The sequence below is a fragment of the Pseudomonas sp. BNK-15 genome (assembly GCF_047456105.1).
Taxonomy (GTDB): Bacteria; Pseudomonadota; Gammaproteobacteria; order Pseudomonadales; family Pseudomonadaceae; genus Aquipseudomonas; species Aquipseudomonas putida_E.
The window spans coordinates 3,040,643-3,054,963 of record NZ_CP179898.1 but is presented as its reverse complement, the minus strand read 5'-3'; the positions used below and the strand labels follow the sequence as shown (position 1 = coordinate 3,054,963).

The 14,321-nt window shown below is 61.7% G+C and carries 12 protein-coding genes; 4 read left to right on the top strand and 8 right to left on the bottom strand.

Annotation, left to right across the window (positions count from 1 at the left end; all coding sequences use genetic code 11):
• The first annotated feature begins 177 nt into the window (after positions 1-177).
• Both ACMGF5_RS13950 and ACMGF5_RS13945 read left to right on the top strand, forming a co-directional pair.
• Entirely contained in the window at positions 178-1,431 is a 1,254-nt protein-coding gene (locus ACMGF5_RS13950; RefSeq protein WP_125924258.1) for an OprD family porin, read from the top strand.
• A 155-nt stretch (positions 1,432-1,586) separates the two neighbouring features.
• On the top strand, positions 1,587-2,099 hold the full coding sequence (locus ACMGF5_RS13945) for a DUF962 domain-containing protein (protein WP_414156880.1): 513 nt from the start codon (positions 1,587-1,589) through the stop codon (positions 2,097-2,099).
• A 124-nt stretch (positions 2,100-2,223) separates the two neighbouring features.
• Here ACMGF5_RS13945 and pcaC read toward each other — a convergent pair whose 3' ends face one another.
• The 7 genes from pcaC to pcaR form a co-directional block, all read right to left on the bottom strand.
• Positions 2,224-2,622: a 4-carboxymuconolactone decarboxylase gene (gene pcaC / locus ACMGF5_RS13940; protein ID WP_046784914.1), complete on the bottom strand. Its 399-nt coding sequence runs from the start codon at positions 2,620-2,622 to the stop codon at positions 2,224-2,226.
• Positions 2,623-2,632: 10 nt separating this feature from the next.
• Complete coding sequence (pcaD, locus tag ACMGF5_RS13935; RefSeq protein WP_115273673.1) at positions 2,633-3,424, bottom strand: 3-oxoadipate enol-lactonase; 792 nt, start codon at positions 3,422-3,424, stop codon at positions 2,633-2,635.
• Positions 3,425-3,435: 11 nt separating this feature from the next.
• Entirely contained in the window at positions 3,436-4,788 is a 1,353-nt protein-coding gene (locus ACMGF5_RS13930; RefSeq protein WP_414156879.1) for a 3-carboxy-cis,cis-muconate cycloisomerase, read from the bottom strand.
• A 9-nt stretch (positions 4,789-4,797) separates the two neighbouring features.
• Positions 4,798-6,087 (bottom strand): MFS family transporter, encoded by a 1,290-nt coding sequence (locus tag ACMGF5_RS13925; protein ID WP_012312939.1) that lies wholly within the window; start codon positions 6,085-6,087, stop codon positions 4,798-4,800.
• A 188-nt stretch (positions 6,088-6,275) separates the two neighbouring features.
• On the bottom strand, positions 6,276-7,481 hold the full coding sequence (gene pcaF / locus ACMGF5_RS13920) for a 3-oxoadipyl-CoA thiolase (protein ID WP_237860911.1): 1,206 nt from the start codon (positions 7,479-7,481) through the stop codon (positions 6,276-6,278).
• A 220-nt stretch (positions 7,482-7,701) separates the two neighbouring features.
• Positions 7,702-9,045, bottom strand: a complete 1,344-nt coding sequence (locus tag ACMGF5_RS13915) for an MFS transporter (protein ID WP_039602158.1) — start codon at positions 9,043-9,045, stop codon at positions 7,702-7,704.
• A gap of 325 nt (positions 9,046-9,370) precedes the next feature.
• Positions 9,371-10,246 carry a pca regulon transcriptional regulator PcaR gene (pcaR, locus tag ACMGF5_RS13910; protein ID WP_012312936.1) on the bottom strand — a complete coding sequence of 292 codons (876 nt, stop codon included), beginning with the start codon at positions 10,244-10,246 and terminating at the stop codon, positions 9,371-9,373.
• A gap of 467 nt (positions 10,247-10,713) precedes the next feature.
• Between pcaR and ACMGF5_RS13905 the strand changes: the two genes are divergently transcribed.
• Both ACMGF5_RS13905 and ACMGF5_RS13900 read left to right on the top strand, forming a co-directional pair.
• Entirely contained in the window at positions 10,714-10,914 is a 201-nt protein-coding gene (locus tag ACMGF5_RS13905; protein WP_012312935.1) for a hypothetical protein, read from the top strand.
• A 317-nt stretch (positions 10,915-11,231) separates the two neighbouring features.
• Complete coding sequence (locus ACMGF5_RS13900; RefSeq protein WP_012312934.1) at positions 11,232-12,704, top strand: inorganic phosphate transporter; 1,473 nt, start codon at positions 11,232-11,234, stop codon at positions 12,702-12,704.
• Positions 12,705-12,808: 104 nt separating this feature from the next.
• Here the strand turns inward: ACMGF5_RS13900 and ACMGF5_RS13895 are convergent, their stop codons facing one another.
• Positions 12,809-14,284: a helicase HerA-like domain-containing protein gene (locus ACMGF5_RS13895; protein ID WP_414156878.1), complete on the bottom strand. Its 1,476-nt coding sequence runs from the start codon at positions 14,282-14,284 to the stop codon at positions 12,809-12,811.
• Between the last annotated feature and the right edge of the window lie 37 nt (positions 14,285-14,321).

The window sequence follows — 14,321 nt, the reverse complement described above, 5'->3', positions numbered from 1 at the left end:
AACTGGAACATTCCGTTCGATTATCGCCCGCTTCCGCTTGCGACGAATTGCCTCACTGCTGCCCTCCCCGCACCATCCTCTCCAGCAACACGTTGCCAATTTGACAAAAAGACCCGCCCTGCAGGCTGCACTCTGCAGCGCACCGGTTCGCCAATAAAAACAAGAGATCCACGACAGATGAGCATTTCGCACCCCGCACGCCAGCTGCTGCCCGGCCTGTTGGCCATGTCCTGTGCCCTCCCCGCATTGGCCGCCGAAGGCGGTTTCATGGAGGACGCCAAGGCCACCCTCAACCTGCGCAACTTCTACATCAACCGCAACTTTGTCGACCCGGCTCACTCCCAAGCCAAGGGAGAGGAATGGACGCAAAGCTTCATCCTCGATGCCCGCTCCGGCTTCACCCAGGGCGTCGTAGGTTTCGGCGTGGATGTACTGGGCATGTATTCGGTCAAGCTCGACGGCGGTAAGGGCACCACCAATACCAACCTGCTACCGGTCCACGATGACGGCCGGCCCGCCGACGACTTCGGCCGCCTGGGCGTTGCACTGAAAGCCAAGCTGTCGCAGACCGAACTGAAAGTAGGCGAATGGATGCCAGTGCTGCCGATTCTGCGCTCGGATGACGGCCGCTCGCTGCCGCAGACCTTCCGCGGCGGCCAGCTCACCTCGAAAGAAATCGAGGGCCTGACCCTGTACGCGGGTCAGTTCCGCGCCAACAGCCCGCGCAACGACGCCAGCATGGAAGACATGTCGCTCAATGGGCGGGCGGCGTTCACCTCCGATCGTTTCAACTTCGGCGGTGGCGAATATACCTTCAACGACAAGCGCACGATGATCGGCCTGTGGGATGCCCAGCTCAAGGACATCTACCGTCAGCAATACATCAACCTGGTGCATAGCCAGCCGCTGGGCGAATGGACCCTGGGCGCCAACCTCGGCTATTTCATCGGCAAAGAAGACGGGGCCGAACGCGCAGGCCAGCTCGACAACCGCACGGCCTCGGCCATGCTCTCGGCACGCTACAAGGGCAACACCTTCTACGTCGGCCTGCAGAAAGTCAGTGGCGACGATGCCTGGTTGCGGGTCAACGGCACCAGCGGCGGCACCCTGGCCAACGACAGCTACAACTCCAGCTTCGACAATGCCAAGGAACGTTCCTGGCAGGTGCGCCATGACTTCAACTTCGTCACCGTCGGTATCCCCGGCCTGACCCTGATGAACCGCTACATCAAGGGTGACAATGTCACCTCTGGCAGCATTGACGACGGCAAGGAATGGGCGCGGGAAACCGAACTGGCCTACGTGGTGCAGTCGGGGTCATTCAAGGACCTTTCGCTGAAATGGCGCAACTCCACCATGCGCAGGGACTTCAGCACCAACGCGTTCGATGAGAACCGCTTGATCGTGAGTTATCCGTTGAACCTGTTGTGATCTCACCGGCCATCAGCCATGCGCACTGCCACCATTCGCTAAGCTGATGATAGTGGTGCGCCACAGGCTATCCTGAGCAGTATGAGTGGCCTGTGCCCGCCAACAGTGCGGCACAGGCTACACCATGCAAACAGGCCACCCAGGGAGGAACAACAATGAAAAACCTCGTTGAACACCTGAGCCGATACGCCAGCTACCACCGCGACCCACGCAATATCGCTACCCACTTCGTCGGCATTCCGCTGATCGTGCTGGCCGTGACCATCCTGCTGTCGCGCCCGGGCTGGGACGTCGCCGGGATCTGGCTGTCCCCTGCCCTTGTGGCAGCGGCAGCGTCGGTGTGGTTCTACCTGCGCCTGGACCTGCGTTTCGGGCTGGTGATGGGCTTGCTGCTGGGGCTGTGCCTGTGGGTTGGCCAGGCACTGGCGCTGCAAAGCACCGCGCTGTGGCTCAGTGCTGGGGCAGGGGCATTTGTGGTGGGCTGGATCATCCAGTTCGTCGGGCATTACTACGAAGGCCGCAAGCCAGCGTTCGTCGACGATATCAGCGGGCTGATCATCGGGCCGCTGTTCGTGGTGGCGGAGGCGGCGTTCATGCTGGGAATGTGCCCGGCGCTCAAGCATGCAGTTGAGGCCAATGCCGGGCCGGTGGCGCTGCGCTCTGCGTAGGAGCGGCCTTGTGTCGCGAAAGGGCTGCGAAGCGGCCCCATCAATTTCAGCGACGCTGCAACCATCCTGGGGCCGCTTCGCAGCCCTTTCGCGACACAAGGCCGCTCCTACAGGTGCGTGAGCTTCACGGCTGTTGACGAGACTCTACACCCAACTCATCCCACACCGATTCTGCCAGGTGGAAGGTGGCATTGGCTGCTGGAATACCACAGTAGATAGCGCTCTGCATCAGCACTTCCTTGATCTCTTCACGGGTCACGCCGTTGTTGGCCGCCGCGCGCAGGTGCAGCTTGAGTTCATCGTTGCGGTTCATGCCGATCAGCATGGCGATGGTGATCAGGCTACGCGTGTGCCGTGGCAGGCCTGGGCGGGTCCAGATATCACCCCAGGCATGGCGAGTGATCATTTCCTGGAACTCGCCATTGAAGTCGTTGAGTTTCTCCAGGCTGCGATCCACGTGGGCATCGCCGAGTACTGCGCGGCGTACTTGCATGCCGGCGTCGTAACGTTGTTTCTCATCCATGGCAGATTCCTCAGCGAGCCAGCAGGAAGTCAAGCACGCGAAGGCTGAACGCCTCGCCGATCTCGACATTGGAAAGGTGCGCTGCCGGGAATTCGGCATAGGTGGCACCGATGATCGCGGCCTGCATGAAGCGGCCATGTTCCGGCGTGGTCACCACATCCTCGGTACCGGCAACGACCAGCGTAGGCACCTGGATACGGCCGAGTTGCTCACGGTAATCGGCGTCGCGTACTGCCGCGCAGTTGGCGGCGTAGCCCTGTGGAGAGGTCTGCGCGAGCATCTGGCAGATGCGCTGCGCCTGCTCAGGTTGGGCCTGGGCAAACGCGGGAGTAAACCAGCGAGCGATCGAGGCGTCGCGCAGGTCGGCCATGGCCTGCTGGCCGCCTTTGAGCACCATGTCGATGCGGGTATTCCACACTTCGTCATTGGCGATCTTGGCCGCGGTATTGCACAGGGTCAGGCTGTGCAGACGCTCGCCCGCATTGATACCCAGCCACTGGCCGATCAGGCCACCCATGGACAGGCCGACGAAGTGGGCATGCCGGATATCCAGTGCATCGAGCAGTGCCAGCACATCGCCGCCCAGTTGCTCGATGCTGTATGGGCCGTCGGTGACCAGCGAAGCGCCGTGACCGCGAGTGTCGTAACGCAGTACACGCAAGTGCTCGCTCCACAGCGGAATCTGGCTGTCCCACATGCCCAGGTCGGTCCCCAGGGAGTTGGACAGCACCAGCACCGGGGCATCGTCCGGGCCATCGAGTCGATAGTTCAGTACGCCATCGGCCAGTTGCAAATGCGCCACAGCGGTCTCCTTCAGGCAGTGAAACGTTGATGTTCAGCCACGGCGCGCGCCACCCAGACGCGGGCCTGGCCAAGGTAATGGGCAGGGTCGAGCAGACGGTCTAGCTCTTGTTCAGTCAGTTCGGCGGTCACCTGCGGCTCGTCGCCCAGCACAGCGCGCAAATGGCGCTGTTCGGCCACGGCGCGCTGGCAGCATTGCTCGAGCAAGTGATGGGCGCGGTCGCGGCCAAGGCGTTGGGCCAGGACGATGCTCACCGCCTCGGCCAGCACCAGGCCCTGGGTCAGATCGAGGTTACGGCGCATGCGCTCGGCGTCCACCTCCATGCCTTCGACGATCACCCGGGCCTGGCGCAAGGCGCCTGAAACCAGGCAGCAGATCTCCGGCAGTGTTTCCCACTCGGCATGCCACAGGCCGAGGCTGCGCTCGTGCTCCTGGGGCATGGCTGCGTAAAGCGTCGATAGCAGCCCCGGCACCCGGGTGGCGGCACCGATCAGCACTGCAGCGCCCACCGGGTTGCGCTTGTGCGGCATGGTCGACGACCCACCCTTGCCAGGCGCGGAAGGCTCGAACACCTCGCCCGCCTCGGTCTGCATCAGCAGGCTGACATCGCGGCCCAGCTTGCCCAGGCTACCGGCAATAAGGCCCAGCACCGAGGCGAATTCCACCAGGCGATCGCGCTGGGTGTGCCAGGGTTGCTCGGGCAAGGTCAGTTTCAACTGTGCGGCCAGGCCCTCGGCGACCGGCAACGCTTTGCTGCCCAAGGCCGCCAGGCTGCCGGAAGCGCCACCGAACTGCAGCACCAGCAAGCGCGGACGCAGCTCCTGCAGCCGTTGGCGGTGGCGCGTAACGGCGCCCAGTATGCCGGCCAGCTTCATGCCCAGAGTCACCGGGGTGGCGTGCTGCAGCCATGTACGTCCCACCAGCGGTGTGTCGGCGTGCAGCAGGGCCTGGCGCGACAAGGTTTCGGCCAGCGTGGCGAGGTCAGCCTCGATCAGCGCCAGTGCATCACGCAACTGCAGCACCAGCCCGGTATCCATCGCGTCCTGGCTGGTGGCGCCCAAGTGCACATAGCGTTCGGCCTCGGGAACACCACTGGCGATCACCTTGCCCAGCGCCTTGACCAGCGGGATTGCCGAGTTGCCTGCCGTGGCAATGGCATCGGCGAGCGCGCGAACGTCAAAGCGCTCGGCCTGGCAGGCCGCCTCGATGGCCGCTACCGCGCTGTGCGGCACCAGGCCGGCAGCAGCCTCGGCACGGGCCAGGGCAGCTTCGAAATCGAGCATGCCCTGCAGACGGCCGCGGTCAGAAAAGATCTCGCGCATGGCCGGGGCGGTGAAATAGGCGTCGAACAGTAGGTTGCTCATGCAACGTCCTTAATCATCATGGTGCAGGTACGCCGCCTGTTTCGGCAGACGCAGGCTGAACAGGAACGCGATTGCCATCATCGCCGTCACGTACCAGTAAAAGGTGTTCTCCATACCCAGGCTTTTCAAGCCCAGGGCCACATACTCGGCCGAGCCGCCGAACATTGCGTTGGCTACCGCGTAAGCCAGGCCTACCCCAAGCGCACGCACCTGCGGCGGGAACATCTCAGCCTTCACCAGGCCACTGATCGAGGTGTAGAAACTGACGATGCACAGCGCCAGGGTCACCAGCACGAAGGCCATGAACGGGCTGCTGACGGTCTTTAGCGCCATCAGCAACGGCACGGTGAACAGCGTCCCCAAGGCACCGAACAGCAGCATCGAGTTACGTCGGCCGATACGGTCGGAGAGCATGCCGAAGAACGGCTGCATCACCATGTACAGGAACAAGGCGCCGGTCATCACGAAGCTGGCGTTCTTCGCGGTCATGCCCGCAGTGTTGACCAGGTACTTCTGCATGTACGTAGTGAAGGTATAGAAGATCAGCGAGCCACCGGCGGTATAGCCGAGCACGGTGATGAAGGCTGCCGTGTGGTTGCGGAACAGGCCTTTGATGGAACCTGCGTCCTTGTCCTTGCGGGTTTCGGCGCTGCTGGTCTCGTGCAGCGAGCGGCGCAGCATCAGCGAGATCAGTGCAGCGATGGAGCCGACCACGAACGGAATGCGCCAGCCCCAGGCGCGCAGTTCGTCTTCGGTCAGCAGTTGTTGAAGGATCACCACCACCAGCACGGCAAGCAGTTGGCCACCGATCAGCGTGACGTACTGGAAGGAAGCAAAGAAACCACGCTGGCCACGCAGCGCCACCTCACTCATGTAGGTCGCGGTGGTGCCGTACTCGCCGCCTACCGACAGGCCCTGAATCAAGCGGGCCAGCAACAGCAATGCCGGGGCCCAGGTGCCAATGCTCGAGTAGGTGGGTAAACAGGCAATCATCAAGGAGCCGAAACACATCATCAGCACCGAGATCATCAGGGAATTCTTGCGGCCATGGCGGTCCGCCAGGCGACCGAAGATCCAGCCACCGATTGGCCGCATCAGGAAGCCAGCGGCAAACACGCCCGCGGTATTGAGCAACTGAACAGTGGGGTCGTCAGAGGGGAAGAAGGCCGGCGCAAAATAGATTGCACAGAAGGCGTAGACATAGAAGTCGAACCATTCCACCAGGTTGCCTGAAGAGGCACCGACGATGGCGAAGATGCGCTTACTGCGCTCTTCACCGGTGTAGTAGGTTGAGGTCATGACGGCTTTACTCCTGGAGTGTGCTAAGTAGGTCTAGACATACTTAGTAACACACTCGTTCCGCTTCTGGGCTGGCTATTGGCCTTGTGTCTCATAAGTCCGGCCTCTTCGCGAAACAAGCCCGCTCTCACAAGAGAGGCGTGGTCCCCTGTGGGAACGGGCTTGTCCCGCGAAAAGGCCGGAACAGGTCAAACCCGCTCGATGGCCAACGCCAGACCTTGGCCAACACCGACACACATGGTCGCCAAGCCCTTGCGCCCGCCGCTCTTCTCCAGTTGGTGCAGTGCGGTCAGCACCAGGCGCGCTCCACTCATGCCCAGCGGGTGGCCCAGGGCAATTGCACCGCCGTTGGGGTTCACTTGCGGCGCATCATCGGCCACGCCCAGCTCACGCAGCACCGCCAGGCCTTGGCTGGCAAACGCTTCGTTGAGCTCGATCACATCGAAATCGCTCATGGCCACACCCAGGCGCTCGGTCAGCTTGCGCACCGCCGGTACCGGGCCAATGCCCATTACCCGTGGTGCGACACCGCCGCTGGCCATCCCCAGAACACGGGCACGCGGGGTCAGGCCGTGCTTCTTCACCGCTTCAGCCGAGGCCAGGATCAGTGCAGCAGCACCGTCGTTCACGCCCGAGGCATTGCCAGCGGTGACCGTCTTATCCGGGCCGTTGACCGGCCTGAGCTTGGTCAGTGCCTCGAGGGTGGTTTCCGGGCGCAGATGCTCATCTCGCTCGACGATGGTTTCGCCCTTCTTGTGGGCGATACGCACAGGCACGATTTCTTCGGCGAAGAAGCCGGCAGCCTGTGCTGCTGCGGCCTTCTGTTGGCTGCGCAGGGCGAATGTATCCTGGTCGGCACGCGAAACCTGGTAATCGTCTGCGACGTTATCAGCTGTTTCAGGCATGGAATCCACACCGTACTGGCTCTTCATCAGCGGGTTGATGAAGCGCCAGCCGATGGTCGTGTCTTCAAGCTTCATGTTGCGCGAGTAAGCGCTCTCGGCTTTGCCCATGACAAACGGCGCGCGCGACATGGACTCGACGCCGCCGGCAATGGCCAGCTCCATCTCGCCGCTGGCAATGGCACGGAATGCAGTACCGATGGCGTCCATACCCGAGGCGCACAGGCGGTTCAGGGTCACACCCGGGATACTCTCGGGCAGGCCCGCCAGCAGCAGGGCCATGCGTGCCACGTTGCGGTTATCTTCACCGGCCTGGTTGGCACAGCCAAAAAACACTTCGTCGACCTGATCCCACTGCACACCCGGGTTACGCTCGATCAGCGCCTTGAGCGGTACAGCGGCCAGATCATCGGCACGCACGCCGGCCAAGGCGCCGCCGAAGCGGCCGATGGGGGTGCGAATAGCGTCACAGATAAATACGTCGCGCATCAAGCTTCTCCTGCCAGTGGGCCATGGGCCTCGGCGGTGCGGGTTTCAAAGTCACGCAGCGCACCCAGGTCGACCTCGGTTCAGGGTGCTACGTTGGGCTCAGATTAAGGAGAGTGGCGGGTCGCTGACAATCCGATAATCGACTATCCGTGCGTTTATCGAACATATTGTCACCCAGCCATCCCTTTCCCAAGGGGCCGCAACGCGGCCCGTCAGCGCAGGCTCAGGTCGCGTCGGCGTGGCTCACCAGGCCTTTCACGATCACGCCTACCGTGGCCAGCGCAGCTGGCACCAGCAATGCCGTCAGCACCTGCTCGAAGTTCCAGCCCAGGCCAAGCAGGGTCGCACCACTCCAGGCGCCGAGGATCGCGCCAAAGCGGCCGATGCCGAGCATCCAGGAAACACCGGTGGCACGCGCTTGGGTCGGATAGAACCGCGCCGCCAGCGAAGGCATGGCCGATTGCGCGCCGTTCACACACATCCCAGCTACCAGCACCAGAGTGGCAAGCACGGTAATGTTGCCCAGGCTCTGCCCTACCGCATAAGCGAACACGCCCGCCAGCAAGTAGAAGATACCGATGACCTTGTGCGGGTTGTAACGGTCCATGGCCCAGCCTACTGCCACGGCACTGAGTACGCCACCGAACTGGAACAGCGCACCGATGAACGCGGCCTGCTCCATGCTTGCGCCGCTGTCACGCATCAGCGTCGGCAGCCAGCTGGTCAGCAGGTAGACGATGACCAGGCCCATGAAGTAGGTCAGCCACAGCAGCATCGTGCCCAGGCCATAGGTGCCGGAGAAGATCACTGCGAACACGTTGCGCGCGGCCACAGCCTTCTGTTCCGGCACACTGAAGCTGGCTGCCTGCGCAACGACGGCCGGTGCAATCGGCGCCAGGGTCTTGCGCACCTTGTCGGTACCGCGGTTGCGTACAACCAGAAAGCGTGCCGACTCAGGCAGCCAGACCATCAGCACCACAACCAGCAGCAGCGGCAGCACGCCGCCCACTACCAACAGGCTATGCCAGCCGTAGGCCGGGATCATCTTCGCGGAAATGAACCCACCACCAGCCATGCCCAGGTTGAAACCGCAGAACATGCTGGTCACCAACAGCGACTTGAGGCGCTCCGGGGTGTATTCGGAAAGCAGCGTGGTGGCATTGGGCATGCCGGCACCCAGCCCGAGGCCGGTCAGAAAGCGCAGCATCAGCAACTGGTCGACGTTGCTGGCGTAGGCCGAGGCCAGGCTGAAACCACCGAACACCAATACCGCACCTACCAGCACGACCTTGCGGCCAAAGCGGTCGGCCAGCGGCCCTGACCCCAAGGCACCGAACACCATCCCGATCAATGCGGCGCTCATCACCGGGCCAAGGCTGGCGCGGTCGATACCCCATTCCTGGGACAATGCCGGAGCGATAAAGCCCATGGCCGCAGTATCCAGACCGTCGAGGAAGACAATCAGGAAGCAAAGGATCACCACGCGCCATTGATAGCGCGACAGCGGTTGTTCATTGATGAATGATTGAACGTCGAGGCAGTTCCCGACAGATTGTGGCTTGTTCATTGTTGTTATCCAGAAATTGGGCACAGTCGAGCCACTGCACAAGGGCAACCGGTACAGGGTTCAAAGTCGATGAAATGCGGCCTGATTCAGCCTGGATACAACGGAACTGCGTGCGGGTGCGGCCGCAGCAGCAAAGTGACAGTGGTCATGGTGTGCGCCTCTTGTGTTTTTCTTGTTCGGTCGGCACAGCCGACCGCTGCGAGAGACATTAATCAGCCAATGGAGGGCGCGCAATTCGTCCAGAGCGACACTGTGCGTTTATCGAACAGGAAACGGTTGGCATGTTCGATAACAGTGCACAGCGGCACGACGGGCTGTACGTGTTTCAGCCAAACAACTGATGGCAAAGATCGCGACTGGATGCCAGCAGGATCGGTAAGAACCGCTGTTCCAGCTCGCTTCGGCTCACACGCCCCACATGGGTACTGACATTCAACGCCGCAAGTACCTGCCCGGAAGCATCATAGATCGGCACAGCAATCGAGCGCAGCCCCTGCTCCAGTTCCTGGTCGACTACGCACCAGCCCTGCTCACGCACCTGCTGAATACAAGCGAACAGCGACTCCGGATCATGCAAGGTACGGCTGGTGCGGGCCTTGAGGTCGGCGCGGTCGAGGTACTCGCGCAAGCTGGTGTCGTCCATCGCTGCCAACAGAATGCGCCCCATCGACGTGCAGTAGGCCGGCAGCCGCCCACCGACTGACAGATCGACCGATATCAACCGCTCCACAGTGGCCGAGCGGGCTATATAAAGAATATCGTCGCCTTCGAGGGTGGCCATGTTGGCAGCCTCGTGCAATTGATCGCTGATGCGGTCCAGATAGGGCTGGGCCGACATCGCCAGGGGCGTCGACGAAAGGTAGGCATGGCCGAGGGTCAGCACCTTGGGCAGCAGCGAATAGGTACGCCCGTCGGTCGTGGCGTAGCCGAGCTTGATCAGCGTATGCAGGCAACGACGCACCGCCGCTCGTGGGATCTCGGTGCGGTGGCTGATCTGAGCGATGGTCAGATGGCGCTTGCGCTCCTGAAATGCCTGGATTACGGCAAGGCCCCGCGCCAGCGAGGTCATGAAGTCCGGGTCACCAGTAAATGCCTGAATACGCTTGGCTGGCGAGGCCACGATCGGCGGTGCCAAGGCAGGAGCGCTCGGGCGTACCGACTCCGGGCTGGCAGATTCGTTGGCCGGGATTTCGTCACTCATCGCTCACCTCAAAAAATTCGCTGCTTCGTGCGATTATCGAACAAACGGCCGATAATCGCAATTGACCGCTGACACGTTTACTTATACCTTTCTACTGCCACTTGTGGCTTCTTTGGAGAGACTGGTCAGGTACCCACCGTAGAAGTCCCCAGGCAACGGCCTCGCCTTTGTGCGAGGCCGTTTTTATTTCCCAGCCTGGTATCTGAACAGCAGCGAACTTTCCAAGCGCCGGCCGTTCAAACTTTGCACAAGCAGCCATTACCCGCAACTTGAACGACGGTTGTAAGGGCTGGGTAAATAACACTGTCTGGCGTTTTATCGATTGCTATAATCCAGTCGGCTGGCCCGGATCCGCATTCGGGCAAGGCACTTACGGCCTGACCCTTATCCGACGACCAGCACGCCCTGTGCATGGGCAACGTGCACGTGCACGCACTAACGGCCACTTTTTACATTCAGGTACTACTGTGACGAAAGATGAACTGCGCGCGGAACTGGAGCGCCAGGCTGAACGTTACAAGGAAGTTTACGGTGGTGAAGTCACCACTTACGCCGCTCAACCGGAACCGGAGCGCAAACCTTGGCGCAAACGGGCCACGGTCCAGGATCAGGCCTTCAACCAGGAACTGGAAAAGATGGAGAAAGAGTTGCGCAACGAAGACACCTGAGCCGTTTGCCGCGGGCAATTGCACTGACGGTCGAGGGCGGCGCTCGCGGGACCGATCGTTACCGACAGGCCGAGTATGAAATGGAATTACACAAATTTCATACAGTCGTTTTAATCATGAATGGCCATTCCCGTTTACAGGAATACGGCGAAATTCGGCGTTTTTTGTGATTTTTAGCGAAACCTTCTACGCATTACTCCGTGGAAGACAACGTTTGGAAGTCGATCAAAAGACTGCCATCGGTCAGCTGCGGGTGCATCGATTGCCAAGGTTTTCTGGCATAATCCCGCCCCCCAAATGACCGCCAGACAACCTTCATGATCGATTTATTCAGCGGACTGGATGCCTGGGTATTGGTGAGCCTGCTGCTCGCCCTGACCTTCGTGCTCGCATTCGAGTTCATCAATGGCTTTCATGACACCGCCAACGCGGTAGCCACCGTCATCTATACCAAAGCCATGCCACCACACCTGGCCGTGTTCTTCTCCGGGGTGTTCAACTTCCTTGGCGTTCTGCTGGGCGGTGTCGGGGTGGCTTACGCCATCGTTCACCTGCTGCCGGTCGAGCTGCTGATCAATGTGAACACCGGGCATGGCCTGGCCATGGTCTTCTCGTTGCTGGCTGCGGCCATCACCTGGAACCTGGGTACCTGGTATTTCGGCATCCCGGCCTCGAGCTCGCACACCTTGATCGGTTCGATCCTTGGCGTGGGCCTGGCCAATGCCCTGATCAGCGACATTCCCTTGGGTGACGGCGTCAACTGGCAGAAGGCGATCGACATCGCCATGTCCCTGGTCATTTCGCCCATGGCCGGCTTCGCTGTGGCTGCGCTGTTGCTGCTCGGCCTGAAATGGTGGCGCCCGCTGTCGAAGATGCACAAGACGCCAGAACAGCGCCGCAAGCTCGACGACAAGAAGCACCCACCCTTCTGGAACCGCCTGGTGCTGGTGATTTCGGCAATGGGCGTGAGCTTCGTACACGGCTCCAACGATGGCCAGAAAGGCATCGGCCTGATCATGCTGGTACTGATCGGCATTGTTCCGGCCAAGTTCGTGCTCGACCTGAACAGCACCACCTACCAGATCGAGCGCACCCGCGACGCGACGATGCACCTGAGCCAGTTCTACCAGCGCAATGCCGCCACCCTGGGCGAGTTCCTGGCACTGGGCAAGGCACAGGCCAGCGACCTCCCGGAGCAGTTCAGTTGCAACCCGCAGCAGACCGAGCCCACCATCGCAGCATTGCAATCCTCGCTGCAGGGCGTGACCGATTACCGTGCCCTGGAAGCCGACAAGCGCGTGGAAGTGCGCCGCTACCTGCTGTGCCTGGATGACACGGCGAAGAAGGTCGGCAAGCTGCCGGGACTGGATGCGCGTGAAAAGGCCGACCTCGACAAGTTGCGCAAGGACCTCACCGCCACCACCGAATACGCCCCGTTCTGGGTAATCGTCGCCGTCGCCCTGGCTCTGGGCCTGGGCACCATGGTTGGCTGGAAACGCGTGGTACTGACCGTAGGCGAGAAGATCGGCAAACAGGGCATGACCTATGCCCAGGGCATGTCGGCCCAGATCACCGCAGCATGCGCCATTGGCATGGCCAACGTGTTCGCCCTGCCGGTTTCGACTACCCACGTGTTGTCGTCCGGCGTGGCCGGCACCATGGTTGCCAACAAGAGCGGCCTGCAAGGCGGCACAGTGAAAACCATCCTGCTGGCCTGGGTATTGACCCTGCCGGCGACGATGGGCCTGGCGGCTGGCTTGTTCTGGCTGGCATCCAAGGCTATCGGCTGAGCCATAACAGTGCAGTGAAAAGGGCCGCTTTGCGGCCCATCGCCGGCAAGCCGGCTCCCACAGGTACAGCGCAGCCCTCAAGAGCTGCGCGGTCCCTGTGAATGCTAACGCTTCTTGCCCCCGAGCAACGACCCCATCAACCCCCGCACTAGTTGGCGCCCCAACTGATTGGCCGCCTGACGCACCGCCGACTTGATCGCCTGCCCCGCCGCGCTCTGCAAGAAATCTCCGGCCTTGTCGACCAGGCTGTCTTCATCCGCCTTGGGCACCGGTACCGGCTCTACCGCCTCACCTTTGCGCCGGGCCAGCATTTCATACGCCGACTCCCGGTCAATCGGCTTGTCATAGCGCCCCGCCAGCGGTGACGCTGCTATCAGCGCACCACGCTCGGCCACACTCAACGGCCCGATTCGCGATTGCGGCGGCGCAATCAACACCCGCTGAACCATCGCCGGCGTACCCCTTTCTTCAAGCGTACCCACCAGAGCCTCGCCAATCCCCAGCTCGGTCAGCACTGCCAGAGTGTCGAATGCCGGGTTGGGGCGGAAGCCGTCTGCCACGGCCCGCAGCGATTTTTGCTCTTTGGCGGTAAAGGCCCTTAGCCCATGCTGTATGCGCAACCCCAATTGGGCCAGAACGCTGTCGGGCAGATCGCCCGGCGACTGGGTGACAAAGAATACCCCCACGCCCTTGGAGCGAATGAGCCGAACCACCTGTTCCAAGCGATCCTGCAGAGCTTTCGGGGTACCGTTGAACAGTAGGTGCGCTTCGTCGAAAAACAGCGCAAGCACCGGCTTGTCGGCGTCGCCTCGCTCCGGCAATTGCTCGAACAGCTCGGCCAGCAGCCACAGCAGGAAGGTGGCGTATACCTTCGGGGCCTCATGCACCAACCGGCTGGCATCGAGCAGATGAATTCGCCCACGACCATCAGCGTCCGTGCGCAATAGGTCCTCCAGTTGCAACGCCGGCTCACCGAACAGCGCTTCGGCGCCCTGCTGCTCCAGGGTTGCCAAACGACGCAAGAGTGCCTGGGTCGAGGCCGTGGTCATAAGCGCACTGTCTTCGCCCAGCAACTGGGGATTGTCTTTAAGGTGTGCGAGCAGCGCCTTGAGGTCCTTGAGATCGAGCAGCAGCAACCCGTCACGGTCGGCCACCTTGAATGCGGCATACAACGCAGCCTGCTGGCTGTCGGTCAGCTCTAGCAGATTGCCAAGCAACAGCGGCCCCATCTCACTAAGAGTGGTGCGCAGCGGGTGGCCGGACTGACCGGCGATATCCCATAGGCTCAGCGGATAGGCCTGCGCCTTGTACCCCAACCAGGGCATGCCGGCGATGCGCTCGGCCACCTTGCCCTGGGGCGCTCCAGCCGCACCGACACCGCACAGGTCTCCTTTGACATCGGCAGCGAACACTGCCACGCCAGCATCACTGAATATTTCCGCCAGGTGCTGCAAGGTTACGGTCTTGCCGGTACCGGTGGCACCGGCGACCAGCCCATGGCGGTTAGCCAGGCGCATGGCTTGATGCACAGGCTGGCCATCCGGGCCGGCACCTAAAACTATGGTCGAAGTTTCCGACATCTTTTTAATCCTCTGCTCAAGCTTGCCCACCCACCAG